We start from the raw sequence: 25,840 nt of genomic DNA on the forward strand, positions 1-25,840 counted from the left end.
GCGACAGCCATGCTGCGGAATACCGACGCCAAAAAGCTGCAGGGCCGTGTCGAGGCGCTTGTCTGCACCGGCGCGCCCGGCCTTTATCGCGTGCTGACATTCTGGCTCGTCCAGCGAATTTATTCGCTGGACGAGCTCGGACAGGCGGCGTCCAACCTGTCGATCGCACAGATGATCGGCTTCTTCACGGCGATCGGCTGGGCGACGCTGATTCTGGTACGCGTACCGGCAACCGACGGGAAGCAGGCGGCGCGTGACGCGTTCTACGCGCTGGTGTCGATGGCGGGATGGACCGCCGTGGCCGCCACGGTCGCCTGCGTGCTGGTGTCCGCGACCGGCCTCGCCGCGTTCGATCTCGGCGGCGTGGTCGCGCTGACGTGGGGTTGGGCCGTGTATCAGCTCGCGCGACATTTTTTCGTGTCGTACCGCCGCTACCGGATCACGATCGCATTCGACGGCCTGCTGATCGCGGGTTCGTGCGCGATGCTATGGGTCGGGATGCGCCACGGCTATTCCGCGTCGTCGTGCCTGGCCGTTGCGTTGGTCGGGGTGGCTGTCGCGATGTTTGCCGCGATCGGGGTGCCCGATCGTCGCGCGTTCTCGATGCGCATCGACGTGAAGGGGCTGCAGTTCGGGCTGACCAATTTCCTGTCCGGCGGTGTTGCGCTGGTGACGGTGCCGGCGGCGAAGGCGATGTGCGGTGCGTCGTTCGCGGGAATGCTGTCGTTGTTCGCTTCGGTGACCGCAGTTGGCAACCTGCTGCCGCGCGCCATTTCGATCGCGCAATTACCGGACCTCGTGAAGCGGAAGAAGGACAGGGCGCCGCTCGACGCAACGCTGGGCGCGATGCGGCGCAATATCGGCGTGTCGAATCTGGTTGTACTCGTCGCGAACGTTGCGATGGTGGCGGGGCTGACCTACCGCTATGGGCTCGACGGCGACGGCGTGTACGTGGTGTTCGCGGGCGGCGTGCTGCTGGCGATCCAGTGCGCGGCGGGCGTGCTCGGCGTCGTCAGCAGCAACGTGATGATGGCGTTCGAGGAGAGCGCGATCACCGCGCGAATCAACATCGGCACGTCGTCGCTGTTCGTCGCGCTGCTCGGCGGCAGCATCGCGATCGGCGGCGACGCAGGGTTCTTCTGCATGCTGGCGTCAGCCGTGATCGTCACGCTGATCCGGAACGCGATCGTCGTGATGCAGGCGCGGCGGGTGTGTGCGGCCTATGCAGGCTCGATCGGGGCGGTGGACGTTGCCGATCGGAAAACGGTGCCGGCGTCGTCGGGGGCCCGTTCATGAACGTGGCGGCCCGATTCCCGGCGATCGCGCCACATCGTCGGTCGCGCGTAGCCGACGTGGGCGCCGGACTGCTGGCGCTCGCGTACTTCGTCTTCTGCGTCAGCGACACGCTGCTCACGCTCGACGACGATCGTTCGCAAGCCGTCAAGATGGGCGCGTTCGGCCTCGTGTTCGCGGCAATGCTCTTGCGCCCGCGCTTTCATCGGCTGGCCGTCGTCGTGCTCCCCATCGCCGTGTCGCTCTGCATCGGGATGCTGTTGTCGTTCAACGTCCGTGCCGGGATCGAGGAACTCGTCCGTTTCCTCTTTCCGGTCGCGATCACGGTGGCGATCTTCCCGTACCGAGACCGGCTCGACGTGCTGCTCAGAACGTTCATCGCTGTGGTCGTGAGCAACGACCTGTTCCAGCTGTATTTCTACGTGTCGTATGCGACCGGGTTGCCGCTGTTCATGCCGGTGCGGATCGACTCCGGACTGTTCCTGCGTGCTCAAGGGTGGATGGGGTTCTTTTCGGAGTTCAGCTTCATCAATTTTTGTGCGTTTCTGCTGTGCCGCTTCCATTTTCGCAATTCGTCCAGGCTGAAGTGGTCGTGGATATTTCTGCTGTTCTCGCTGCTCGGATTTTCTTTCAAGATGTTCGTCGCGATCATTCTCTATCCGGTATTTCTTGGTTGGAGAGATATTAAGGTCTGGATGGTGTCGCTTCTCGCGGTGTTAACCGGAGCGATGTTCGTTCTGGTCGGATTATTCGACTCGCTTGCGCGAGTCGCGATGGCAAAGCTGTCGTTCTACATCCTCTCTGGTAACTCGGCGCGCGCGGAGTCCTATCGGGTGATGTTCGAATCCCTGTTGAATGGCAATTTGCTTGGCGAGGGTCTCGGTAGTTTCGGCGGCCCGGCGTCGGTGAGGTACAACTCAACGCTGTATCAGACCTATCACTTCAACTGGTATGGGCTCGGCGGCGTGTTGAAGACGACCGATACGTTCTACCCGCATTTGTTTGTCGAAATGGGTTTGTTTGGAGCGATCCTTTGGCTTGCGTTCATGCTTTTCTACTGGCAAACCAGAAGGAAAAGCATGATCTGGATGTATGTCGTTCTTGCATTCTGTTTCGACAATCTGTTCTCGATGGCATTTCTCTCGCCGTCTTATGTGTTTTCTGCGTTGCTGATGATGTATGTGTTTTCCGTGAGTGGCGGGTCATCGAAGGGAGAATCGAATGAGGTACGAGGTGAATGACGCTGGGATTTCCAACGCAAACCGGATCGACGTGTTGCACGTCGGCCCCGGATATGGTCAACGCGGCGGCATTGCGTCGGTACTTGGGGAGTTGGCCGCTCGACGGGCCAGCTTCGAGCGTGCCGGCATCGGAACGACGATCTTCGAAACACATGGCTTCCGGAGCGCTGGTTCGTCACTGCAGTTCTTTTCGTCTGACGTACCGAAATTCATCCGTGTGGCTAGGGGGGCCGACATTGTGCATTTCCACGTTTCGGAGCGCGGATCCTTTTACCGAAAATTCACCCTCTATATGATCGCGAAAGTGATGAGAAGGCGGGTAGTGTTCCATTTGCACTCCGGCAATTTCGGCCGATTTTTCGCGAGTGCCGACGGCCTGACGCGTGCGGCAATGCGTCAGTTCATCGGAGGTGCTGACTTGGTAATCGGCACGTCTTCCGCGTCTATGCGACTGTTGAATCAGTTCCGGGGCAACGCTGACGATACAAGCATCATTGCCAACTTCGCGACTGTCGCGGAATACGGTGCAATGCACGGCCATTCGCATGATCGCTCACAGGTCTGCGTTCGACCATATATCGCGTTTGCGGGTCGCCTGTCGACCCAGAAAGGCGTCGACGTGCTGATCGAGGCGCTCGGCCTGCTCGCGAGGCAGGGATTCGATCTCACATTGAGGCTGGCGGGCGAAGGCGACGTGGGGCATTGGCGTAGCGTTGCAGGTGCCCACGGCGTGATTGATCGAGTCTATTTCGAGGGATGGCTCGACGGCGACGACAAGCTCTCTTTCTATCGAAACGCCTTCGTGTTCTGTCTGCCTAGCCAGTTCGAAGCGTTCGGTATTGCCGCACTGGAGGCCATGTTCTGTGGTGTGCCCGTCGTCGCCACGCGGGTTGGCGGGCTGCAAGATCTGATCAGCGAAGGTGTAACCGGGTATCTTGTCCCGCCCAATGACGCCGAGGCACTTGCTTGTCGTGTCCGGCAACTACTCGAAAATCCGATGCTGGCGACACGCATGAAAGCTGCCGCGCTGTCCCGGGCAAAACAGGACTACACCGCCAAGACGATTTCGGAGCAGTATGTTCGTTGCTATCGCGACGTCACGAACGGAGCCTCCGTATGAAATTCGGCAAGCCCGTGAAGTTCGGCATTGTGCTGATTGCGGCAGGACTCGGATCGATACTGCTCGCGGCTTGTGCAACGGCAACGGCGACTCGCGTGAGGGCCGCCGATTATCAATTCGTTTATTCGAGCTCGTGGCATAACGGTCTGGATGGCCTGACGTTCCAGCAAACCACGCCAACGAATATCACGCTCGTTGATGATCCGGTCGCCTCCGGTCGTCGGGCGATTCGAGTCGAACTTCGAAAGAGTGAAGATTTTTCTCGTCTGATCAACCGGTTGCCGAGGGCAGAGTTTCTGTTGCCGCGCGATATCCGGCTGGCTCCTGGTCATGAATATTTGATCAGGTGGCGTACCTATCTTCCGAACGATCTCCGGTTCGACAGCGAGCAATTCGCGATCATCACTCAGATTCACCAGGGCGAGCATAGCGGCTCGCCTCCGGTCATGCTGCAATTGTTCGGATCGGAATACGTCATATCCGTCCGCGGCGGGCGCGATACGACGCACGACACACAAAAGCGTCTCTGCTGCGCCACAAATGACCGAGGAAGATGGGTTGACTGGATGATCCGTTATGCGCCCGATTCATCGGGTCGACAGGCGATTACTCAGGTATGGAAGGATAAGCTCGCCGTTTTCGATGCGAATGGCATACCGAACGCGTATGTCGGCGATCGGCACAGCTATCTCAAGTTCGGTATTTATAAACCGAGTTGGCAAACCTATCCCACTGACGTCGATGCGCTCACCGTGTACTTCGGCGATGTCTCCGTGGAAGCCAAGAGAAACGATTGATGACAGCATTTCCCGATCCCGCCGCCGTCGCCGACGGTTTGCTCGCGCATTGCCAGCGCCATGACTACGCCGGCCACGATCCGTTCGATGGCCTCAACAGCCGCCTGTTTCGACATTCTGGCCTGTCTCGTTTGCCGCTCGCACGCATCGCATGGCTTCAGTTTCACAAGCGCAGCCCGATCAATCTGCGTGGCCTGACCGGCGTTCCACGCAAGCGCAACCCAAAAGGAATCGCGCTGATCATTCTCGGTCTGCTTGAACGTGAGTACCGGGTCGGCGACGGAGCGAGTGTCACGGAAGCGCGCGCTCTCGGCAACTGGCTGCTGGAACAACGTGTCGACCGGGTGCAGTGGCGGCATAGCGCATGGGGGTACCACTTCGATTGGGCGGCGCGAGCCTTCTTCGTGCCGGTCGGCATGCCCAACGCGATTACGACGTGCTACGCCGCGCGAGCGCTATACGCGCTCGGTGAGGCGACCGGAGATTCGCGTTTCATTGATACGGCTGTCGATGCTGGATACTTTCTCGATTCGCTTTATATGGAACGCGACGGTTCCGGATACTACGCGTACATCCCGGGCGAATCGGCCTTCGTCCATAACGCGAACCTGTGGGTGACTGCATTCGTTGCCGAGACAGTTCGCCGAAGCGGCGACTCATCGATGCTCGAACGTGCGTTGCGCGCGGCGGCGCTCAGCGTGTCGATGCAGCACGACGACGGCGCATGGGCGTACGGCCTGCGCAGCCATCACACCTTTATCGACGGCTTCCACACAGGCTACAACCTCGAGGCGTTGCATCGCTTGAGACAGGCGGCCGACACGCGGCGTTTCGACGATGCGATCGATCGGGGCCTCGAGTACTATCGGAACACGTTCTTCACGCCCGATGGCACCGCGAAATATTACGCCGACCGAATCTGGCCGCTTGACATGCATTCTTTCGCGCAAGCGCTGATCACGTTGCTGACGGTGTCGCCGTTGGAGTCCGATCGTCCGCTGGCGCGGCGCGTGTTCGACCGCGCGATGCAGACGCTCTACCTGCCTGGCGAACGCCGCTTCGCCTATCAACGTACTGCGCGCTCCTTCAATCGTGTCGACTACCTGCGATGGACGCAGGCTTGGGCGTTCTACTCGATCGGCCTGCTTGCGAACCATATTCAGCCCAAGGCTCCTTCTTCCCATTCCCTGTCCCTGAGAGCGCGTGCATGAAACGCATCGAACTGTTCGGCTGTTCGATGAACGTCGGCACTATGTCCGAAACCGTCGAACTGATTCGCGATCGCATTGCGCGTGAGCAATTCACGCAGCACGTGGTTGTCAACGTTGCCAAACTGGTCAACATGCAGACCGATGCGGAACTGGCTACCTCGATACGTGGCTGCGATATCGTCAACATCGATGGGATGGGTGTCGTGTGGGGTGCCCGGCTGCTTGGCCATCACGTTCCGGAGCGCGTCGCCGGCGTCGATCTGTTCGATCGCTTGCTTGACATGGCCCAGCAGGACGGGCTGCCCGTTTTCATGCTGGGTGGCACCGAGGCCGTCGTGCGCACAGCGGGCTGTGTCGTCTCCGCAAAATACCCGACGCTGCGGATTGCTGGGACTCATCACGGCTACTTCTGGGATGATGAGCGTACCGTCGTCGACCAGATTCGTGCGTCAGGCGCGAAGCTCCTGTTCGTCGCAATCACGTCGCCGCGCAAGGAGAACTTCATCAATCGCTGGAAATCGCAGTTAGGCGTTGATTTCGTGATGGGCGTGGGCGGGACGTTCGACGTGGTGGCGGGGAAGGTGAAGCGGGCGCCGCCGTGGATGCAGCGCAGCGGTCTGGAGTGGGTGTTTCGCATATTCCAGGAACCGGAGCGGATGTGGAAGCGCTATCTGTCGACCAACAGCCGGTTCCTCGTGATGCTGACGAGTGCGTATATGTCGCGGTGGTTTCGGCGCAAAGGAGCGGTCAATGCCCGGTAGACGCGTTCTTGCCGCACGCGTGCTGCAACGATCTGACGCGCGGGCCTGCAGAGCGGTTCGATCGAGGTTTAAAACGGACGACGCGCGGCATCGACGAACCGCGCCGTCTGAAACCTATTCGGCAGAGGCTTGGAACTGGCGCTAACAGTGCGCACCACGCCTCCGCCCGGCCCCCATCACCCCTGCCGGAAAATCTCCGAATACGCACTCAACGCCGGCACGCCACCGAGGTGTGCATACAGCACCTTCGACCCCGGCTCGAATTCCCCGCGCCGCACCTTGTCGATCATCCCGTGCATCGACTTGCCTTCATAGACCGGATCGGTCAGCACGCCTTCGAGTCGCGCGCACAGCCGGATCGCTTCGAGCGTGCCGTCATTCGGCAACCCATACTCGGGGCCCGCGTAGCGCGTGTCGAGCACGACTTCGCGCTCGTCGATGCGACGCCCGAGTTCGACGATTTCAGCGGTATGCCGTGCGATGCGCGTGATCTGCGCATGCGTTTTTTCCGGCGTTGCGGACGCGTCGATGCCGATCACGCGATCCGCGCGCCCGTCGGCCGCGAAGCCGACGACCATGCCGGCCTGCGTGCTGCCCGTCACCGAGCACACGACGATGTAGTCGAACTTGAAGCCGAGCTCGGCTTCCTGCTGGCGTACCTCCTCGGCGAAGCCGACGAACCCGAGCCCGCCGAGCGGATGCTCGGAGCATCCGGCCGGAATCGGATACGGCTTGCCGCCCGCCTGCCGCACGCTTTCCATCGCTTCTTCCCAGCTCCGGCGAATGCCGATGTCGAAACCGTCCGCGACGAGCCGCACGTCGGCGCCCATCATGCGCGACAGCTGGATGTTGCCGACGCGATCGTAGACGGGGTCTTCATAGTTGACCCAGTGCTCCTGCACCAGCACGCATTTCATGCCGAGATGCGCGGCGACCGCCGCGACCTGCCGGGTCTGGTTCGACTGGACGCCGCCGATCGACACCAGCGTGTCCGCGCCCTGCGCGAGCGCGTCCGGGATCAGGTATTCGAGCTTGCGGGTCTTGTTGCCGCCGAACGCGAGGCCGCTGTTGCAGTCCTCGCGCTTCGCATACAGCTCGACCTTGCCGCCGAGGTGCGCGCTCAGGCGCTTGAGCGGCTGGATCGGCGTCGGGCCGAACGTCAGCGGATAACGGGGGAAGCGTTGCAGGTTCATCGAAGCGGTCTCCGGTAAGGCGGAATGTGCATGGGAATCGGTGCGCTCGGGAGCAACCGGCACGGCGTCTCCCGATAAAAAATGATAGGCATGCAGGCGAGAAATGAGCTTGCGAAATAAATATCGTCGGCCTACGTTGATAATGATTCGAACATCAATATCGAAATTTGAGTTCACAGAAACGGAGGAAGACGCAATGAAATTAAGTGGACGTTCGGCTTCGTCGGCTGACGCCGCACCCGCGCTCGATCGCATCGATCGCGCGATCCTCAGGCAGCTTCAGCAGGACGCGTCGATCTCGAACGTGAGCCTCGCCGCGAAGGTGAAGCTGAGCGCGCCGGCGTGCCTGCGGCGCGTCGAGCGGCTCAAGGAGATGGGGATGATTCGCGGGATCGTCGCGCTGCTCGACCCGAAACCGCTCGGGGCCGGCATGCTCGTCGTGATCGGGTTCGTGCTCGACCGCTCGACGCCGGAAGCGTTCGCCGCGTTCGAGAAGGCCGCTCAGAAGGTGTCGGGGTGCGTGGAGTGCCACGTCGTGACCGGCGAATTCGATTACTTCATGCTGGTGCGCACGCGCGACAACGAGAGCTTCAACCGGCTGCACGCGGAGCAGCTGATCTACCTGCCGGGCGTGCGGCAGGTACGCTCGTTCATGGTACTCAAGGAGATCCTGTCGACGCACGCGCTGCCGGTGTAGCGCGGCGCGCGGGCGGTTCCCGGTAGTGACGGCTATGCCATTTGGTTGATTGGAAGTTCTCGATTGGTTGCATGCAATGGGAATTCACATTGACCCATTTGGGAGTCGCAATGACGGCGACCACACCCGCGGCGCCGGCGGGCAGTTCGAACGGTCTGGGCGCCGGCAAGGGCGATTTCGACACCTTTCGCCGGATGGCGCCGATGTTGCAGCGGCGCACGATCGCGGAGGGTTTCGATGCGGTCATCATCGAGCGCGTCGCGCGCGAGTTGCTTGGCGTGCCGGTTCAGTCCCTCCTGAGCGCGCTGAGCCTTCCCAGCTCGACCATTCTGCGGAAAATCGCCAAACACGGCCGGTTGTCGCAAGGCGAGTCCGATCGCGTTGCGCGCGTGCTCTATGTGCTGGATCTCGCTACCGATCTGTTTGAAGACCGCGAGCGCGCAGCGGTGTGGATGAGCCGGGCGAACGCGGAGCTCGAACGGTTGAAGCCGCTCGAAGTGCTCGACGTCCAGCCCGGCTACGACCGGGTGCGCGACATTCTGAACCGTGCCCAGTTCGGGGTCGCCGCGTGAGGTTGTATCGTCTCGCGAAAGAACGAAAGGGGCACTACCTGGCCGACGACCTGAGCGGGAACGGCGCGGCGATCGCAGGTGGCCGCTGGAATCCGCGCGGCATGCGTGTGCTGTTCACCTGCTGCCATGCGTCGACGTCGTTGCTCGAGGCGCTCGTCCATCTGTCCGGCTTGCTTCCCGCTGGCGGATTTTTTCTGGTGACGCTGGAAGTGCCCGACACCGTCCATGACAACGCGTACCAGCCGGACCTGCCGGACGATTGGGCGGTACTGTCGCAGGATCCGGAGTCGACCGCCCGGATCGGGCAGGTCTGGCTTGAAGCGGGCGAGCCGTTGGCGATGCGCGTACCGTCAATCGTTTGCCCGACCGACTTCAACGTGTTGCTGAACCCGCTGCATGCGGATTTTGCTTCGAGTGTGAAAGTGTTCAGCAAGGAAGCGTTCGCGCTGGATCCTGGCCTCTTTGGCTAACCGGTTGGTTTGCCTGGATCGACGAACAGTCGTCGAGTGCCGGGCGGTCGCGTCGTCCGGTCAGCGCTGCCATGGCGCGACGCCTGGCTGCGCGGGCTTGCCGAGACGCGCTCGCGCGTCGCGCACGACAGCCGCATCGAGTTCCCCATCGTCCGCCAGCGCCTTCAGCGCGGCGAGCACGATGCTCGCGCGATCGACTTCGAAGAACGCACGCAGCGCGTCGCGCGTGTCGCTGCGCCCGAACCCGTCGGTGCCCAGCGTCACGTAGCGGCGCGGCAAGTACGCGCGGATCAGTTCCGGCACCGCGCGCACGTAGTCGGTCGCGGCAATCACGGGCCCGCGCGTTGCGGCGAGCGCGGCGGTCACGTAAGGCATCGTGCCGGTATCCTCACCAAGCCGCGTGAGTCGCTCGGCTTCCATCCCGTCGCGCTGCAGTTCGGTGAAGCTCGTGACGCTCCACACGGCCGCGTCGATCCCCCAGTCGTCCTTCAGCATCCGTTGCGCGGCGAGCACCTCGCCGAGGATCGCGCCCGCGCCGAGCAACTGCACGCGCGCGCGCGCATTCGATTCGGCCGGCAGCAGATGAATGCCCTTCAGGATGCCTTCGCGCAGCGCGTCGGGATCGCCGTCCGGCGCGGACGGTTGCGCGTAGTTCTCGTTCGTGACCGTCACGTAATAGAACACGTCGCGCTGCTGTTCGACCATTTCGCGCATGCCGGCATCGACGATCGCCGCGACTTCATACGCGAACGCCGGATCGTACGCGCGGCAGTTCGGGATCGTCGACGCGGCGAGATGGCTGCTGCCGTCCTGATGCTGCAACCCCTCGCCGCCGAGCGTGGTGCGCCCGGACGTCGCGCCGACGAGGAAGCCGCGCGAGCGCTGGTCGGCGGCGGCCCAGATCAGGTCGCCGATGCGCTGGAAGCCGAACATCGAGTAGTAGATGTAGAACGGCAGCATCGGCAGGTCGTGCACGCTGTACGACGTCGCGGCCGCGATCCACGACGAGATCGCGCCCGCCTCCGAGATGCCTTCCTCGAGAATCTGGCCGCGCGTGTCCTCGCGGTAATAGAGCATCGAACCGAGGTCTTCCGGCTCGTAACGCTGGCCGAGCGGCGAGTAGATGCCGACCTGCCGGAACAGGCTGGCCATGCCGAACGTGCGCGCTTCGTCGGCCACGATCGGCACGACGCGCGAGCCGACGTCGCGATCCTTGATCAACGCGGCGAGCATGCGCACGAGCGCCATCGTCGTCGACATCTCGCGGCCGGCCGCGTCCAGCGCGAACGCTCCCCAGGCCGGCATCGAAGGGACGGTCAGCCCCTTCGATGCCGCCATCCGCCTTCTGGGCAGATAGCCTCCCAGGGCAGCCCGGCGGGCATGCAGGTAACGCATTTCCGGGCTGTCTTCCGCTGGCTTGTAAAACTTCAGTTGCTCGACGTCGCTGTCCGACAGCGGCAACCGGAAGCGGTCGCGGAACGCCTTCAGATCGTCGACGTCGAGCTTCTTCTGCTGATGGGTCGTCATCCGGCCCTGGCCGGCCGCGCCCATCCCGTAACCCTTCATCGTCTTCGCGAGAATCACCGTTGGCTGGCCGCGGTGCGCGAGCGCACGCGCATACGCGGCGTGCAGCTTGCGCGCGTCGTGGCCGCCGCGGCGCAGGCGGTCGATCTCCGCATCGGTGAGCTGCGCGGCGAGCGCTTCGAGTGCGGGATCCTGGCTGAAAAAGCGCGCGCGGTTGTATGCGCCGTCGTTCGCGGAGAAGGTCTGGAACTGTCCGTCGACGGTGCCGGCGAACGCACGCGCGAGCGCGCCCGCGTGATCGCGCGCGAACAGCGGATCCCAGTCGGAGCCCCACAACACCTTGATCACGTTCCAGCCGGCGCCCGCGAACTGCGCTTCGAGCTCGTCGATCACGCGGCCGTTGCCGCGCACCGGGCCGTCGAGCCGCTGCAGGTTGCAGTTGATCACGAACACGAGGTTGTCGAGCCCTTCGCGCGCGGCGAGCGACAGCGCGCCGAGCGATTCGGGTTCGTCCATCTCGCCGTCGCCGAAGAAGCCCCACACGGTGCGGCCCGCGGTGTTCGCGAGGCCGCGATGCTGCAGGTAGCGCATGAAGCGCGCCTGGTAGATCGCGTTGATCGGGCCGATCCCCATCGAGCCGGTCGGGAATTGCCAGAAATCGGGCATCAGCCACGGGTGCGGATACGAGCACAGGCCCGGGCCGGCGATTTCGCGGCGATAGTGCTTCAGGTGATCCTCGGTGAGGAAACCTTCGAGATACGCGCGCGCATAGACGCCCGGCGACGAATGCGGCTGGAAGTACACGAGATCGCCGCTGGCCGTGCCCGTTGCATCGCCGGTCTCGGGCGGCGCCGCGCGGAAGAAGTGGTTGAAGCCGGTTTCGAACAGGTCGGACGCCGACGCATAACTCGCGATGTGGCCGCCAAGCTCGCCGTACGCGCGGTTCGCGCGCACGACCATCGCAAGCGCGTTCCAGCGCAGCGCGGCCGACAGCCGTTCCTCCAGGTCGAGATCGCCCGGATACGGCGGCTGCTCGGCGAGCGCAATCGTGTTCAGGTAGCGCGTGACGGGTGTGCGCGACGATGCGAGGCCCGTCGCGCGCGCATGCTCGGCGAGCCGGTCGAACAGGTATTGCGCGCGGTCGCGGCCGACGTGTGCAACCACCGCGTCGAGCGCCTCGAGCCATTCGGCGGTTTCTTCCGGGTCCGCATCGACGCGCGCGAGGGCCGCGCGCTGCGCGTGTTCGATACCGTTCGACAGATCCGTCATGCCAGTCTCCTCGCGCGCCGGCGGCGGCACGCATCAATGGGACTCATGCTACGCGCCGATCCGCAGAATATGCGTCTGATTTCATTGGGAATTTGTGTCTGGATAGTGTAAATATTCTGGAATCGTCGCGAGATAAGGAATATTCAGGCCATGAGCACCTCCCCGAAGCGGCTCGACCGCATCGACATCGGCATCCTGAACCAGCTTCAGCAGAACGCGCGGATCACGAACGCGGAACTGGCGCGCGCGGTGAACCTGTCGACGACGCCGTGCTTCAACCGCGTGCGCGCGCTCGAGAAGCTGGGGTTGTTCCGGCAGCAGGTCACGCTGCTGGATCCCGAGCCGCTCGGCCTGCGGATCAACGTGTTCATCCAGGTCAGCCTCGAGAAGCAGGTCGAGGACGCGTTGCAGCGCTTCGAGGAGGCGATCTCGCAGCGGCCCGAGGTGATGGAGTGCTACCTGATGTCGGGCGACGCCGACTACCTGCTGCGCGTCGTGATGCCGGACATGCGCACGCTCGAACGCTTCATCATCGAGCGGCTGACGACGATTCCGGGCGTGTCGAACATCCGGTCGAGCTTCGCGCTGAAGCAGGTGCGCTACAAGACCGCGTTGCCGCTGCCGGCGGCGGGGCTCACGCTCGTCGATCCGGACGAATCGGCGTCCGACTGGAGCTGAGCGCACGACCTGTCCGCCGGTCCGTTCGCTGACGGCGCGGTGACGGAACCATGACGCTCGCCGCACCGGATCGAACCCGTCGCGCGCCAGCGCGTCCTACGGCAGTCGGCCCGCTTGCGCCGTCACGACGCGGCGCGGACCAATCGCGTATGCTCGTTCGGTCGCTGCCGGCTGCGCATGCACGTCCGGCTCATGCGTGTCTCGATCCATCAACAGCGAGGGCATCATGGCAAGACAATCGATGGCGGAATACCTGGCGAAGACGCTGGCGGCAGCGGGCGTCGAGCGCATCTGGGGCGTGACGGGCGACAGTCTGAACGGCCTGTCGTTCAGCCTGAGCCAGATCGGCTCGATCCGCTGGATGCATACGCGGCACGAGGAGAGCGCCGCGTTCGCGGCCGGCGCCGATGCCGCGTCGACCGGGCGGCTCGCGGTGTGCGCGGGCAGTTGCGGCCCCGGCAACCTGCACCTGATCAACGGGCTGTACGACTGTCACCGCAATCACCAGCCGGTGCTCGCGATCGCCGCGCACATCCCGTCCACCGAGATCGGCCTTGGCTACTTCCAGGAAACCCATCCGCAGGAACTGTTCCGCGAGTGCAGCCACTTCGTCGAACTCGTGACGAATGCGTCGCAGTTTCCGCGCGTGCTCGCGCGGGCGATGCGCACCGCGATCGAGGCGCGCGGCGTTGCGGTGATCGTGCTGCCGGGCGACATCGCGCTCGGCGACGGCCCGGAAGAGGCGCCGGCATGGAGCGATTCCACGCCGCCGTCGATCCTGCCGGCCGATGCCGATCTCGACCGGCTCGCGGCGCTGCTCAACGCATCCGACGCGGTCACGCTGCTGTGCGGCAGCGGCACGCAGGGCGCGCATGACGAAGTGGTCGCGCTGGCCGACATGCTCGGCGCGCCGGTCGTGCATGCGCTGCGCGGCAAGCAGTTCGTCGAATGGGACAACCCGTTCGACGTCGGGATGACGGGGCTGATCGGTTTCAGCTCCGGCTATCACGCGATGGAATCGTGCGACACGCTGCTGATGCTCGGCACGGATTTCCCGTACCGGCCGTTCTATCCGACGAACGCGAAGATCGCGCAGATCGACTGGAAGGGCTCGCAGCTCGGCCATCGCGCGCCGCTTGCGCTCGGCCTCGTCGGCACGGTGAAGGAAACGATCGCGGCGCTGCTGCCGCGCCTGACACGCAAGACGCAGCGGCGCTTCCTCGAGAATGCGCTGAAGCACTACGCGGCGGCGCGCAAGGGGCTCGACGATCTCGCGGTGGCCGAGCCGCCGGGCCGCGCGATTCATCCGCAGTACCTGACGAAGATCGTCGACGAAGTCGCGGCCGACGACGCGATCTTCACGGCCGACGTCGGCACGCCGACGCTGTGGGCCGCGCGCTACCTGACGATGAACGGCCAGCGGCAACTGCACGGCTCGTTCAATCACGGGTCGATGGCGAACGCGATGCCGCAGGCGCTCGGCGCGCAAGGCGCGCATCCCGGGCGGCAGGTCGTGTCGCTGTCCGGCGACGGCGGGCTGTCGATGCTGCTCGGCGATCTGCTGAGCGCGCGCCAGCTCAACCTGCCGATCAAGATCGTCGTGTACAACAACAGCCTGCTCGGCTTCGTGTCGATGGAGCTGAAGGCGGCCGGCTATCTCGATACGAACGTCGACCTGAGTCCGACCGATTTCGCGGCGATCGCGAAGGGGGCGGGCATCTTCAGCGTGCGCGTCGAGCATTCGGAGAACGTCGAGGAAGCGCTGCGCATGGCGTTCGCGCACGACGGGCCGGCCGTTGTCGACGTCGTGACGTCGAAGTACGAGCTGGCGATGCCGCCGAAGATCGAGTTCGCGCATGCGAAGGGCTTCAGCCTGTTCATGCTGCGCGCGATCCTCAGCGGGCGCGGCGACGAGATCGTCGAGCTTGCGAGAACCAACCTGCGGTGATGCGGTACGGGGCGCGTCGTGGCCGCGCCCGTTTTGCGTTGCCGGTCGAACGACCCGGAAGCATGGATATCCTGATTCGCACCTACCAACCATCCGACCTGCACGCACTGTCGGCCATCTGGTTCGACGCATCGATGCTCGCGCATCCATTCCTCGGCAACGCGCGCCTGCGCCAGCAGCGCGCGCTCGTCGAGGACATCTACCTGCCTCGCTCGGAAACCTGGGTTGCCTGTCGCGCGGACGAGCCGGTCGGTTTCATCGGCCTGCTCGACGGGTCGATCGGCGGGTTGTTCGTCGCGCCGGCGATGCACGGCCACGGGATCGGTCGCGCACTGGTCGAGCACGCGCTCGCGATCAAGGGCGCGCTCGACCTGGAGGTGTATGCCGACAATCGCGACGCCCGCGCGTTCTACGGACGGCTCGGTTTCGAGGCAGTCTCGCGGCGCGACGAAGACGACGAAGGCCTGCCGTTCGCGAACATCCGGATGCGTTCGACGCGCTGAGTGCGCAGGCAGGCTCGGCGTGCCGCGTGCGTTCAGTCCGTCGCCGCTTCGCGTCCGGCAGCGGCCCACTCACGCACGGCCTCGACGAACAGCCGCAACGCGGCTGGCGGATGCCGGTTCGCCGGATAGTAGAGGCACAGCGCGCCGAAGTCCTGGCCCCATTGCGGCAGCACGTGCACGAGCCGCCCGGCGGCCACGTGGTCGGCGACACGCGATGCCGTGACCCACGCGATCCCGAGGCCGCCCAGCGCCGCGTCGATCATCAGGTTCTGGTTGCCGAGTGTCAGCGGCCCGTCGACATCGACGGTCACGCGCCTGCCGTCGCGCATCAGGTCCCAGCGAAGGAGCGTGCCGCTTTCGAACCGGTAGCGGATGCACGCATGACGCGCGAGATCCTGCGGGCTCTCCGGCGCGGCGTGCCGCGTCAGGTAGCCGGGCGATGCAACCGCGATGAAGCGCAGCGGATCGCCGAAGCGCACCGCGATCATGTCGCGCGGCACGTCTTCATGCACGCGGATGCCCGCGTCGAAGCCGTGCTCGACGATGTCGATCAGCCGCGAATCGACGACGAATTCGACGTGGATGTCCGGATAGCGCGCGGCGAACGCCGGCAGCACGTGCAGGATCAGCGGGCGCGATGCCGCTTCCGACGCGCTGATCCGGATCTGGCCGGACGGCCGGTTGCGGGCGGTCGCGGCGTCGTTCAGCGCATCCTCGAGATCGGCCACCGCGGGCCGGACGCGCAGCAGCAGTTGTTCGCCGGCTTCCGTCAGCGCGACGGAACGCGTCGTGCGGTTGAACAGCCGCACGCCGAGCCGCGCTTCGAGGTGGCGGATCGCGTGGCTCAGCGCCGACGGCGATACGCCCAGGATACGCGCCGCGCCGCTGAAGCTGCGCTGCTCCGCGATCGTGATGAAAGTCGTCAGTTCGCCGATGCCGGTGTGCAGCATTTGTGAGATTCCCTCAATAACGCATGAAATGGTACGCCGATTGTTGAGCAGAATCCATCAACCTACACTGGCTTCCTCGGCATTCGCCTTCATTTTCAGCAGGAGCCATTCATGCAAAAGCGTGCACTGGGAAACAGCGGCCTCGAAGTCTCGGCAATCGGGCTCGGCTGCATGGGATTGAGTTACGGCTACGGCCCGGCCACCGACAAGGCCAGCGGCATCGCGCTGATCCGTGCCGCGTTCGAGCGCGGCGTGACGTTCTTCGATACGGCGGAAGCGTATGGCCCGTTCGTCAACGAGGCGCTGGTCGGCGAGGCGGTTGCGCCGTTTCGCGACCAGGTCGCGATCGCGACCAAGTTCGGCTTCGAGGACGGGCAGGCGATGAAGGGCGTCGACAGCCGGCCGTCGCGTATCCGCGAAGTAGCCGATGCGGCGCTGAAGCGGCTGAAGATCGACCGCATCGATCTGTTCTATCAGCATCGCGTCGATCCGAACGTGCCGATCGAAGACGTGGCCGGCACGGTCAAGGACCTGATCCGCGAGGGCAAGGTCGCGCACTTCGGACTGTCGGAAGCCGGCGAGCAGACGATTCGCCGCGCACACGCGGTGCAGCCGGTCGCCGCGCTGCAAAGCGAGTACTCGCTGTGGTGGCGCGAGCCGGAAGCGCGGATCCTGCCGACGCTCGAGGAACTCGGCATCGGCTTCGTGCCGTTCAGCCCTCTCGGTAAAGGTTTCCTGACCGGCGCGATCGATGCGAACACGACGTTCGCCGCCGACGATTTCCGCAATCTCGTGCCGCGTTTCTCCGAGGAAAACCGCAAGGCGAACGCGGGCCTCGTCGATCTGCTCGGCCGCATTGCGACCGATAAAGGCGCGACGCGCGCGCAGATCGCGCTGGCCTGGCTGCTGGCCCGCAAGCCGTGGATCGTGCCGATTCCGGGCACGACGAAGCTGCACCGGCTCGACGAGAACGTCGGTGCGGCCGCCGTCACGCTGACGGCCGACGATCTCGCCGCGATCGAGGCCGCGCTGCAGCAGATCCGGATCGTCGGCGAACGTTATCCCGCGCACTTGCAGCAGCGCGTCGATCGCTGAACGCGTCCGGCGGCTGATCGGGCACGAATTGATCAGGGGAATCAGGGTCAATCTTCACGTCGCCTTAAGTTTGCGTTTCCTAGAATCGATTTGATCGTCGCTCTTCCTGCGGCGGACCGATTCGTCCAGGAGGATGCGCATGCCAAAGCCCCGTGTCGCCGTAGCCCTGTTCCATCAAGTCTTCGGCACGTCGCCGCGGGCGGCGCAACTGCTCAAGGGCTGCCCATGATGTGGCCGAATGCGTGGCGTGTCTCGGCACTGTTCGTGCGCGAGTGGGTCGGCCGTCCGGCCGCGGTGGGCGCGTTGTGCCCGAGTTCGCGGCACCTGGCGCGCGAGATGGCCGATGCGGTGCCGGACGGTGACGGGCTGGTCGTCGAGCTTGGCGGCGGCACCGGCGCGATCACCGCGGCGTTGCTCGAACGCGGCGTCGCGCCACGGCGCCTCGTCGTGGTCGAGCGTTCACCGGCGTTCGTGCAGCACCTGCGACGACGCTTTCCCGGGATCTCGATCGTATCGGGCGATGCGCGGCAGCTCGAGCGGCTGTTGCCGCCCGATGCGCGCGTCGATGCGATCGTGTCGTGCCTGCCGTTGCGCACGCTGCCGCGCGAGGCCGTGACGGCGATCGTCGATCAATGTCGTCGCGTGCTGTCGGCTGACGGCGTGATGATTCAGTTCACGTACGATCTGCGGCCGCCCGGCCGTCATCCGCTCGGCGATTCGGCATTCGTTGCCCGCGGCAGCCGGATCGTCTGGGCAAATATTCCGCCCGCGCGCATCGTGACCGTGCGCAGCGCCACTGCCGAACACGCGGAGTGACGCGGCCACGCGCGGGGCATCCGGACGCGGCGGCCTGCCGCATCCTTTCATAAGTCATACCGATCCTTCCAATTTCCATTCATCGTGCCGTCACATCAGGTTCCTACCATCGCCTTTCATTTCGAAAGCATCAACGGCGGGGAGAACCGGCAACATGAATCGAATCAAAATGGCGGCGCTGCTGTGTGCCGGCGCCTTTGCGCTGGCCGGCTGCGGCAGCGACGACGGCCCGACCAGCTCGACGCCCGCCCCCGTGAAGGCAGCGGCGCGCAACGTGATCTTCTTCCTCGGCGACGGGATGGGGATGACGACGCTGACGGCCGCGCGCATCTACGGTGTCGGTGAAGACGGCGCGCTCACGATCGACACGCTGCCGGAAACCGCGTTCATCAAGACGTATTCGAACGACGCGCAGGTGACGGACAGCGCGCCGTCGATGTCGGCGTACATGACCGGCGTCAAGACCAACAACGAAGTGATCTCGATGTCGCCCGACACGAAGGCGATCGAGCCGAGCGCCGGCCTCACCGGCAACTGCGGCGCGAACAACGGCAAGTCGGTGTCGACGCTGCTCGAAATCGCGAAGGCGAAGGGGATGGCCACCGGCGTCGTGACGACCACGCGCGTCACGCACGCGACGCCTGCTGCAACCTACGCGCACGTGTGCCATCGCGATGCCGAGAGCGACATCGCCGCGCAGCTCGTGCCGGGCGGCGCGGGCTACAACGGCGCGCTGGGCGACGGCGTCGACGTCGTGCTCGGCGGCGGCACGCAGTTCTTCGTGCCGAAGGACGGCGGCGGCAAGCGCACCGACGGCCGCCACCTGGTCAACGAACTGAAGGCGAAGGGCTATGCGGTCGCGCAGAACCGCGACGACCTGCTGGCCGCCGATGCGACGAAGAGCGGCAAGCTGGTCGGCCTGTTCTCGTCGAGCCACATGAGCTACGACCTCGATCGCGGCGCGACCAAGGAACCGAGCCTCACCGACATGGCGACGCGCGCGCTCGACGTGCTGCAGAACAACCCGAACGGCTATTTCCTGATGGTCGAGGGCGGCCGGATCGATCACGCGCTGCACGACACCAATGCGAAGCGCGCGCTGCAGGACACGGTCGCGTTCGACAACGCGATCAAGGCGACGCTCGACAAGGTCCGCAAGACCGATCCCGACCTGAAGAACACGCTGATCGTCGTCACGGCCGATCACGACCACACGCTGGTGCTGAACGGCTATGCGGCGCGCACGGGCAAGACCGAAGCGGGCAAGCCCGGCGTGCTGGGCGTGCTGCGCAGCTACCAGACGGGCGCGATCGCGAAGGACGCGGACGGCGCGCCGTACACGATCATCGGCTTCGGCAACGGCGAGAACCGCGTGCAGGGCAGCCGCGCGGGCACCGCGCTCACCGATGCGGTGACGGGCGCCGACGACTATCGCCAGGAGGCGGTCGTGCGGATGGACAAGGGCAACGAGACGCACGGCGGCACCGATGTGTTCCTCGGTGCGATCGGTCGCGGCGCGGATGCGTTCCACGGCGTGATCGAGAACAACAAGGTGTTCGAGCTGGTGCGCAACGCGGTGCAGCTTTGAGCGCCGACAACACGGGTACAGGGGAATACAGGATGTCGACCATCAAGTGCATCGCGGCGGCGCTGGCCGTCGCGGGTTTCGCGTGCGGCGCGGCGCAGGCCGCCGGCCAGGCGAAGAACGTGATTTTCTTTCTCGGCGACGGCATGGGGCCGACGACCGTGACGGCGAGCCGGATCTACAAGGTCGGCGAGTCGGGACAACTGACGATGGAGAAGCTGGCGCGCACCGCGCGCGTCAAGACCTTCTCGAACGACGCGCAGACGACCGACAGCGCGCCGTCGATGGCCGCGTACATGACCGGCGTAAAGATGAACAACGAAGTGCTGTCGATGTCGTCCGACACGCGCGCCGTGGCGCCCGGCAACGACGCCAATGGCAACAAGACCGTCAACAACTGCGCGCCGGGCAACGGCCAGCCGGTGTCGACACTGCTGGAACTGGCGAAGGCACGCGGCAAGGCGGTCGGCGCGATCACGACGACCGAGCTCACGCATGCGACGCCGGCCGCAACCTATTCGCACATCTGCCATCGCGATGCGCAGTACGACATCGCTGCGCAGGCGGCACCGGGCGGCGCCGGCTACAACGCGGCGCTCGGCGACGGCGTCGACGTGCTGATGGGCGGCGGCCGCAACCACTGGACGCCGTTCGATTCGGTGTCGAACAAGCGCGGGCGCGCGGACGGGCGCAACCTGCTCAACGAGATGAAGGCAAAGGGCTACACGGTTGTTGCCACCAAGGATCAGCTCGCGCAAGCCGGCAACGGCAAGCTGGTGGGCCTTTTCAGCTCGACGAGCCATCTCGAGTACGAACTCGACCGTGTCGCGGGCAAGGGCGAAGGGCCGACGCAGCCGAGCCTGGCCGACATGACGTCGAAGGCGATCGACGTGCTGTCGAAGAATTCGAACGGCTATTTCCTGATGGTCGAAGGCGGCCGGATCGATCACGCGCTGCACGGGACCAACGCGAAGCGCGCGCTCGAGGATACGGCGGCGTTCGACGAAGCGATCCGCGTCGCGCTGTCGAAGGTCGACCTGTCGAATACGCTGATCGTCGTGACGGCCGACCACGACCACACGATGACGATCAACGGCTATTCGAAGCGCGGCAATCCGATTCTCGACATCAGCCGCAATTATCGCGACGGCCAGCCGAGCAAGGATGCCGACGGCAATACCTACACGACGCTGGTGTTCGGCAACGGCGCGAACCGGCCGAACGTGCGTACGTCGGTCGATTCGGCCACCGCGATGAACGAGGCGTATCTGCAGGAAGTGGGCGTGCGGATGGGCAGCGCGGGTTCGGAGACGCATGGCGGCGGCGACGTGATGCTGTTTGCCGACGGCGCGGATGCGAAGGCGTTCAAGGGCACGATCGACAACACGAAGGTGTTCGGTCTCGTCCGTTCGGCGTTCGGTTTCTGAGCCTAGTGATTGCATGACGAACGGGAATGCCCGATGAAACGTCAGATCCTCTGTGCGCTCGCCTGCGGGATGGCTGCACTGCCGGCTTTTGCAGCGGCGGACCTCGACGCCGTGCTGCTGCACGAGAGCCGCACGGTCACGGCCGACGGCGTGACACGCACGACGCTGTATCGCGAACGGATGGTGCGGCGCGACGGGCACGTATGGGTCGAGCGCGTGCTGCCCGCCGCGGCGGCCGGCGGCGGTCATGGCGACGATCACGACCATGACCACGACCATGACGCGGGCCGCCGCGCCGGCGTGCAGCCGGCTGCGGCACACGCCGGGCACAAGCACTTCAACTTCCAGGCGGCCGCGCGGCACGTCACGTACGACGGCAAGGCGGCGCGCATCGAGTACGTCGATGCAACGAACCGGACGGTCGTCAGCGTGCCGCCGGCCGAGTACGAAACCACGGGCTTCGACGGCTCGTGGGACAACGCGTATTACGTGACGCCGCCTTCGCAGCTGAAGCGGCTCGCGGTCGCCAGGCGCGGCGACGCGCCCGGTACGCTCTGGTACGAGCAGGCCGTCGATACGCCCGGCGCGCGCGGGGTGAACCGGATCCTGTGGAGCGAGCGGCTGCAGGCGCCGCTGTCGGTCGAATACCGGAGTGCCGATGGGCGCGTCATGCGCAAGCTGACGCTGACCCCGGCGGCGGCCGCGCGGCGCGAGACGTTGCCGTGGCAGACGCTCGCCGGTTATTCGCGCAAGGAATACGCGGACTATCTCGATTGATCGAAGTGTCGTAGGCGGGGCTTGCGGTCAGGCAGGCCGTATCGTTCCGCGATACGGTCGGGTCCTGGCCGATTTTTCTTTCCTCGCCGACGTGCGCGGGAAGCTACACGCGCGCGCTGTCCGTCACTTGCACCGCAGGCCGTAACGCGACCCGCTTGATCAAGCGGTCGAGCGGCGTCGCATAGCCGCGCGCGATGATCGCGCTCAATCCGGCCGACAGCACCAGATACGCGACGAGCAACGCCAGCTTGCCGTCGCCATGCATCGCCGAAGGCGGCCAGAACGTGCGCAGCGCACCGAGCACGATCAGGTGGAACAGATACAGCTCGTAACTGAGCCGGCCGCTCCAGCGCAGCGGTGCGAGCATGCGGCCGTGCGTGCGTTCGCGCTCCGCATGCGCGCCGATCAGCAGCACGGCCGTGCCGAGCGCCATCGCGGAGACGCCGGGCACATGGCTTTCGGCGATCGGCCATGCGAGATACAGCACCACCATCGACGTTGCCGTAATCCATTGCACCGGCGCTGCCGCGAGCGCCTGCCAGCGTGCGCGTTCGGCCAGCAGCGCGGTGCAGCAGCCGATCGCGATGCCGTCGAAGCACGCAAAGTACGCGTAGAGGAAGCCGCCTTCGTCGCCTGGATGCGTGTAGCGGTACACGGGACCGATCGCGGCGATCAGCAGCCAGAACGCGAACAGCCGCGCGTCGCGGCGCAGCGCGATGCACAGCAGCGGGAACGACAGGTAGAACACCTCCTCGACCGACAGCGACCACAACACGCCGAGCGCGTAGTTGACCCATCCGTAGGTGCCGATCAGCACATTCATCCAGAACGTGAGCGACGCGAGATTCACGAGCCAGTACGACACGGCGACGCCCTGCGGCGCATGGTTCGTGAAGATCGGCACGCCGGCCGCCGCGAGGCCGTTGACGAGCGCGAGCAGCAGAAGCAGGCACGGGACGATGCGTGCGATACGCGACACGTAGAACGCGCGTACGTCGAGTGCGCCGAGGCTGCCCCAGCGGCGGCGCGCGTTCGACGTGATCAGGTAGCCCGAGATCGCGAAGAACATCGTCACGCCGTAGTTGCCGTTGCGCACGATTGCGTGGAGCGTGTCCCAGCCGAGCACGCGCGCGAGCGCGGTGTCGCGCAGCGAGTACGCGATGTTGAAGTGATGCAGCAGGACGAGCAGGATCGACACGCCGCGCAGCAGGTCGATGCGGGCGTTGCGCGGTCCAGTGCTCATTGCGGCTGGCCCGGCTCGGCGAGCGCCGGCAGCGCCGCGAGGAACGTGTCGCGCGAGCGCAGGCCGGCATTCGGCGTCTGCCGCTTGTCGTCCTGGATCAGGTTCGCGAACACCAGCGTGCGCGGCCCCTTCGTCGCCCAGCCGACGAACCAGCCATACGCGTGCGCGCCGTCGTACTTGAGGCCCGGCGAGCCGGTGCCGGTCTTGCCGTGCACGGTCCAGCCGCCCGGTTGCGCGTCGATCAGCGTGATGCGCTCGGTCATGTCGTACGCATGCGCGCTGACGGGCAGCGTGCGGCGCACGATCTTGCGCATGAACGCAACCTGTTCGAGCGGCGAGATCCGCAGCGACGAGTTGGCCCATGCGCCCATCACGCCGCTCAGTTCGCCCTGCTTGCTGGTCACGTCGGCGTTGCCGTAGCCGAACGCGCTCGTGTACTGCTGGAAGCGTGCCTGCCCGAGCGCCTGCGCGACCTGCTCCGAATACCAGAAGATCGACAGCTTCATCCAGCGGGCCGGGTCGGTCGGCTCGCGCCACGGCGCACCGCCCCAGTCGGGGTAGCCGGCGTGGAAGTCGAGCGTGGGCGTGTGCTCGTCCTTCAGCACGCCGGCGTCGAAGCCCATCAGGCTGATCGCGACCTTGAACGTCGATGCGGACGTCACGCGGGCCGCGCAGTCGCCTTGCTGCACGAGCACCTGGCCGGTGGCGGCGTCGGCGACGACGGTGCAGACCGGATGGGCGTGAGAGGACGCGGCGGCCAGGAGGCCGGCGGCGAAGGTGAACAGCGCGCGGCGCCAGGGCTTCAAGTGACACTCCTCGGGGATGGGCAGCAGGCGCACGGCGCGGGCGAAAGGCGGCAGGCCGTGCGCAAGGAAGGCGACGGCCGGCATCGAGGAAGGCGGGGATGGCGGCAGTTGCGTAGGCCCACAGTGTATCGACGGATCGTCGTTCGTTGACCTGTCACGGTTGACGGGGCAATTGCGTGCCCGTTACCCGTTGCCGGCGGCAATGGCCCGTCGCGCGTGGCGGCGCGCATGAAAAAGCCCGCCGGCAGGCTGGCGCCTGCGGGCGGGCGAAGACACCTCGAGCCGATCGGCGCGGGTGTCGCGTGAAGAACGGAGCGCCGGGTTGCGTCAGAACTTGTGGCGCAGCGCGAGCCGCACGGCCACCTGGTTCGACGTCGACGACGGCGCGTCGGTGCCGGGGATGAACGCGTTGTCGAGGATCGAGTTCGTCTTGTCGCCGGCGATGTGCTGGTACGCGGCCTGCACGTACACGTCGGTGCGCTTCGACAGGTTGTAGTCGGCCATCAGCCCGACCGAGTGGATCTTCGGCTTCGCGTCGCCGGTCGATGCGTCGTATTTCTCGAGCGACAGCACGTACTGTGCGCCGACCATGAACGCCGGCGTGATCTGGTACGAACCGTTCACCTCGAAGTTCTGGTACTTGATCGCGCTGACCGTCGCGCCCGGTGCGATGATCGCGCCCGGCGTGCCGAGGTAGCCGTTGCCGGTCGGGTTCTTGTAGTTCGAGTTCGTGTACGCGAAACCGACCGTCGCGGGCCCGAACGTGTAGTTGATGCCCGCGCCGAACACGCGCATGCGCTCGGCGATGTAGCTCGCGTCGTTCGCGGTGATCGCGCCGGCCGAGCCATCGCCCGGATGGTTCGCCTGCAGGTACGCGGCGCCGATCAGCAGGCCGTTGTTCTGGTATTGCGCGCCGAAGCTGTACGCGCGGTTGTCCGAGAAGTTCGTGCTGTTGCTGAAGCTGTACGCGCCGCCGAACTGGAAGCCGCCGAAGTTCGGGCTCGCGTACTTCACCGTGTTGTCGAGGCGGAACGAGTTGTCGGTGTTGTCGTTGTCGAACGGGTGCGCAAGCAGGTAGCCGCCCCAGTTGCCGTTGGCCGTGGTCGGCGCGAGATAGTCGACCACGGAATCGTACTGGCGGCCGAACGTCAGCGTGCCGTACTGCGTCTGGCTCAGGCCGACGTACGCCTGGCGGCCGAACATGCGGCCGCCCTGGTTGAGCCGGCCGGTGTTCACGTCGAAGCCGTTCTCGAGCTGGAAGATCGCCTTCATGCCGCCGCCAAGATCCTCGCTGCCCTTCAGGCCCCAGCGGCTGCCCTGCGCGTAGCCGCTCGCCATCTCGTAGACGTGGCCGGTGCCGACGTTGTTCGTGTAGTTCAGGCCTTCGTCGATCACGCCGTACAGCGTGACGCTGCTTTGCGCGAACACGGGGGCTGCGAAGGTTGCCGTTACGGCGAGCGCCGTCAGGGTCTTTTTCATTGAGAGATCTCCGGGATGTCCAGCTTGTATCGGTTGTCGTGAGCGCGTCCGGCGAGGCGCGCCCCGTCATCCGGGGCGTTTCCGGCGCAGCGCGCGCGGCGCCGGAAACGCGCGATGCGCGGCGGCGCGGCGACCGGCTGCGACGGGTCGTGTCTCCTCCGATGACTCCGCGCATTCTTCCGAAGCCGAAAAGGAATCGAAAGCGAGTAATTTCGATGGATGGGATCGGGTTCGCCAATGGGGGCGCGACAGCTCGTTTCGACAGTCGAAACGGTGTGCGCGGCGCGGTGGTTCAAGGCTGGCCGGGCCAGCGCCACGATGCGGTCCGGGCGGGGGCTTGCGCCTCCCGGAATCCCGGCCGACGCCCGTCCAGCCTGCCTGGCAG

At 65.3% G+C, this 25,840-nt stretch carries 23 protein-coding genes; 17 read left to right on the plus strand and 6 right to left on the minus strand.

Translation table 11 applies throughout. The annotated features are described in order from the left end of the window. The first annotated feature begins 9 nt into the window (after positions 1–9). Genes BLA15945_RS13810 through BLA15945_RS13835 form a run of 6 tightly spaced genes read left to right on the plus strand, consistent with a single transcriptional unit; the run spans position 10 to position 6,423 of the window. On the plus strand, positions 10–1,296 hold the full coding sequence (locus tag BLA15945_RS13810; protein WP_174992642.1) for a hypothetical protein: 1,287 nt from the start codon (positions 10–12) through the stop codon (positions 1,294–1,296). Next, on the plus strand, positions 1,293–2,534 hold the full coding sequence (locus BLA15945_RS13815; RefSeq protein WP_174992643.1) for a hypothetical protein: 1,242 nt from the start codon (positions 1,293–1,295) through the stop codon (positions 2,532–2,534). Before BLA15945_RS13810 ends, BLA15945_RS13815 begins: the two co-directional genes overlap by 4 nt. Beyond that, a complete protein-coding gene (locus BLA15945_RS13820; protein WP_174992644.1) occupies positions 2,515–3,654 on the plus strand; it encodes a glycosyltransferase family 4 protein in 1,140 nt (379 codons plus the stop codon). The genes BLA15945_RS13815 and BLA15945_RS13820 overlap by 20 nt, the downstream gene beginning before the upstream one ends. Next, positions 3,651–4,451 carry a polysaccharide lyase gene (locus BLA15945_RS13825; RefSeq protein ID WP_059237846.1) on the plus strand — a complete coding sequence of 267 codons (801 nt, stop codon included), beginning with the start codon at positions 3,651–3,653 and terminating at the stop codon, positions 4,449–4,451. The genes BLA15945_RS13820 and BLA15945_RS13825 overlap by 4 nt, the downstream gene beginning before the upstream one ends. After that, positions 4,451–5,662, plus strand: a complete 1,212-nt coding sequence (locus tag BLA15945_RS13830; RefSeq protein ID WP_059237845.1) for a prenyltransferase/squalene oxidase repeat-containing protein — start codon at positions 4,451–4,453, stop codon at positions 5,660–5,662. Before BLA15945_RS13825 ends, BLA15945_RS13830 begins: the two co-directional genes overlap by 1 nt. After that, a complete protein-coding gene (locus tag BLA15945_RS13835) occupies positions 5,659–6,423 on the plus strand; it encodes a WecB/TagA/CpsF family glycosyltransferase (protein WP_059237844.1) in 765 nt (254 codons plus the stop codon). The genes BLA15945_RS13830 and BLA15945_RS13835 overlap by 4 nt, the downstream gene beginning before the upstream one ends. Positions 6,424–6,599: 176 nt before the next feature. On the opposite strand, the gene BLA15945_RS13840 is transcribed toward BLA15945_RS13835, so the two are convergent. After that, the gene (locus BLA15945_RS13840; RefSeq protein WP_059237843.1) at positions 6,600–7,616 is read right to left on the minus strand and encodes a 1-aminocyclopropane-1-carboxylate deaminase; all 1,017 of its coding nucleotides are present in this window, start codon (positions 7,614–7,616) and stop codon (positions 6,600–6,602) included. Positions 7,617–7,812: 196 nt separating this feature from the next. Between BLA15945_RS13840 and BLA15945_RS13845 the strand changes: the two genes are divergently transcribed. The 3 genes from BLA15945_RS13845 to BLA15945_RS13855 all read left to right on the plus strand — a co-directional run bounded on the left by BLA15945_RS13845 (position 7,813) and on the right by BLA15945_RS13855 (position 9,355). Continuing rightward, complete coding sequence (locus tag BLA15945_RS13845) at positions 7,813–8,313, plus strand: Lrp/AsnC family transcriptional regulator (RefSeq protein WP_048249817.1); 501 nt, start codon at positions 7,813–7,815, stop codon at positions 8,311–8,313. A gap of 71 nt (positions 8,314–8,384) precedes the next feature. Then, positions 8,385–8,885 carry an antitoxin Xre/MbcA/ParS toxin-binding domain-containing protein gene (locus BLA15945_RS13850; RefSeq protein WP_404823534.1) on the plus strand — a complete coding sequence of 167 codons (501 nt, stop codon included), beginning with the start codon at positions 8,385–8,387 and terminating at the stop codon, positions 8,883–8,885. Then, on the plus strand, positions 8,882–9,355 hold the full coding sequence (locus BLA15945_RS13855) for an RES family NAD+ phosphorylase (RefSeq protein ID WP_174992645.1): 474 nt from the start codon (positions 8,882–8,884) through the stop codon (positions 9,353–9,355). The genes BLA15945_RS13850 and BLA15945_RS13855 overlap by 4 nt, the downstream gene beginning before the upstream one ends. A 60-nt stretch (positions 9,356–9,415) precedes the next feature. On the opposite strand, the gene mdeB is transcribed toward BLA15945_RS13855, so the two are convergent. Beyond that, on the minus strand, positions 9,416–12,148 hold the full coding sequence (gene mdeB / locus BLA15945_RS13860) for an alpha-ketoglutarate dehydrogenase (protein ID WP_174992646.1): 2,733 nt from the start codon (positions 12,146–12,148) through the stop codon (positions 9,416–9,418). 150 nt (positions 12,149–12,298) lie between these two features. Here mdeB and BLA15945_RS13865 point away from each other — a divergent pair, with 150 nt between their 5' ends. The 3 genes from BLA15945_RS13865 (at position 12,299) to BLA15945_RS13875 (ending at position 15,277) form a co-directional block, all read left to right on the plus strand. Next, on the plus strand, positions 12,299–12,826 hold the full coding sequence (locus tag BLA15945_RS13865; protein ID WP_047901851.1) for an Lrp/AsnC family transcriptional regulator: 528 nt from the start codon (positions 12,299–12,301) through the stop codon (positions 12,824–12,826). A gap of 226 nt (positions 12,827–13,052) precedes the next feature. Continuing rightward, positions 13,053–14,774, plus strand: a complete 1,722-nt coding sequence (poxB, locus tag BLA15945_RS13870) for a ubiquinone-dependent pyruvate dehydrogenase (RefSeq protein WP_174992647.1) — start codon at positions 13,053–13,055, stop codon at positions 14,772–14,774. Between the two features lie 62 nt (positions 14,775–14,836). Beyond that, complete coding sequence (locus BLA15945_RS13875) at positions 14,837–15,277, plus strand: GNAT family N-acetyltransferase (protein WP_174992648.1); 441 nt, start codon at positions 14,837–14,839, stop codon at positions 15,275–15,277. Positions 15,278–15,309: 32 nt separating this feature from the next. Here the strand turns inward: BLA15945_RS13875 and BLA15945_RS13880 are convergent, their stop codons facing one another. Continuing rightward, entirely contained in the window at positions 15,310–16,227 is a 918-nt protein-coding gene (locus tag BLA15945_RS13880) for a LysR family transcriptional regulator (RefSeq protein ID WP_174992649.1), read from the minus strand. A gap of 111 nt (positions 16,228–16,338) precedes the next feature. On the opposite strand from BLA15945_RS13880, the gene BLA15945_RS13885 reads away from it, so the two are divergent. From BLA15945_RS13885 to BLA15945_RS13905, 5 genes are all read left to right on the plus strand, one after another. After that, complete coding sequence (locus BLA15945_RS13885) at positions 16,339–17,322, plus strand: aldo/keto reductase (RefSeq protein WP_174992650.1); 984 nt, start codon at positions 16,339–16,341, stop codon at positions 17,320–17,322. 225 nt (positions 17,323–17,547) lie between these two features. Next, positions 17,548–18,138: a class I SAM-dependent methyltransferase gene (locus BLA15945_RS13890; RefSeq protein ID WP_174992651.1), complete on the plus strand. Its 591-nt coding sequence runs from the start codon at positions 17,548–17,550 to the stop codon at positions 18,136–18,138. Between the two features lie 154 nt (positions 18,139–18,292). After that, a complete protein-coding gene (locus BLA15945_RS13895) occupies positions 18,293–19,726 on the plus strand; it encodes an alkaline phosphatase (protein ID WP_174992652.1) in 1,434 nt (477 codons plus the stop codon). A 32-nt stretch (positions 19,727–19,758) separates the two neighbouring features. Continuing rightward, positions 19,759–21,150 (plus strand): alkaline phosphatase, encoded by a 1,392-nt coding sequence (locus BLA15945_RS13900; protein ID WP_059237833.1) that lies wholly within the window; start codon positions 19,759–19,761, stop codon positions 21,148–21,150. A gap of 33 nt (positions 21,151–21,183) precedes the next feature. Further along, the gene (locus tag BLA15945_RS13905; protein WP_174992653.1) at positions 21,184–21,927 is read left to right on the plus strand and encodes a hypothetical protein; all 744 of its coding nucleotides are present in this window, start codon (positions 21,184–21,186) and stop codon (positions 21,925–21,927) included. A gap of 103 nt (positions 21,928–22,030) precedes the next feature. Here the strand turns inward: BLA15945_RS13905 and BLA15945_RS13910 are convergent, their stop codons facing one another. From BLA15945_RS13910 to BLA15945_RS13920, 3 genes are all read right to left on the minus strand, one after another. Then, complete coding sequence (locus BLA15945_RS13910) at positions 22,031–23,170, minus strand: acyltransferase family protein (RefSeq protein WP_174992654.1); 1,140 nt, start codon at positions 23,168–23,170, stop codon at positions 22,031–22,033. Continuing rightward, positions 23,167–23,976 carry an OXA-1043 family class D beta-lactamase gene (blaOXA, locus tag BLA15945_RS13915; protein ID WP_174992655.1) on the minus strand — a complete coding sequence of 270 codons (810 nt, stop codon included), beginning with the start codon at positions 23,974–23,976 and terminating at the stop codon, positions 23,167–23,169. The genes BLA15945_RS13910 and blaOXA overlap by 4 nt, the downstream gene beginning before the upstream one ends. A 327-nt stretch (positions 23,977–24,303) precedes the next feature. Next, positions 24,304–25,455 (minus strand): porin, encoded by a 1,152-nt coding sequence (locus BLA15945_RS13920; RefSeq protein ID WP_011356436.1) that lies wholly within the window; start codon positions 25,453–25,455, stop codon positions 24,304–24,306. Between the last annotated feature and the right edge of the window lie 385 nt (positions 25,456–25,840).

Source organism: Burkholderia arboris (assembly GCF_902499125.1).
Classification (GTDB): domain Bacteria; phylum Pseudomonadota; class Gammaproteobacteria; order Burkholderiales; family Burkholderiaceae; genus Burkholderia; species Burkholderia arboris.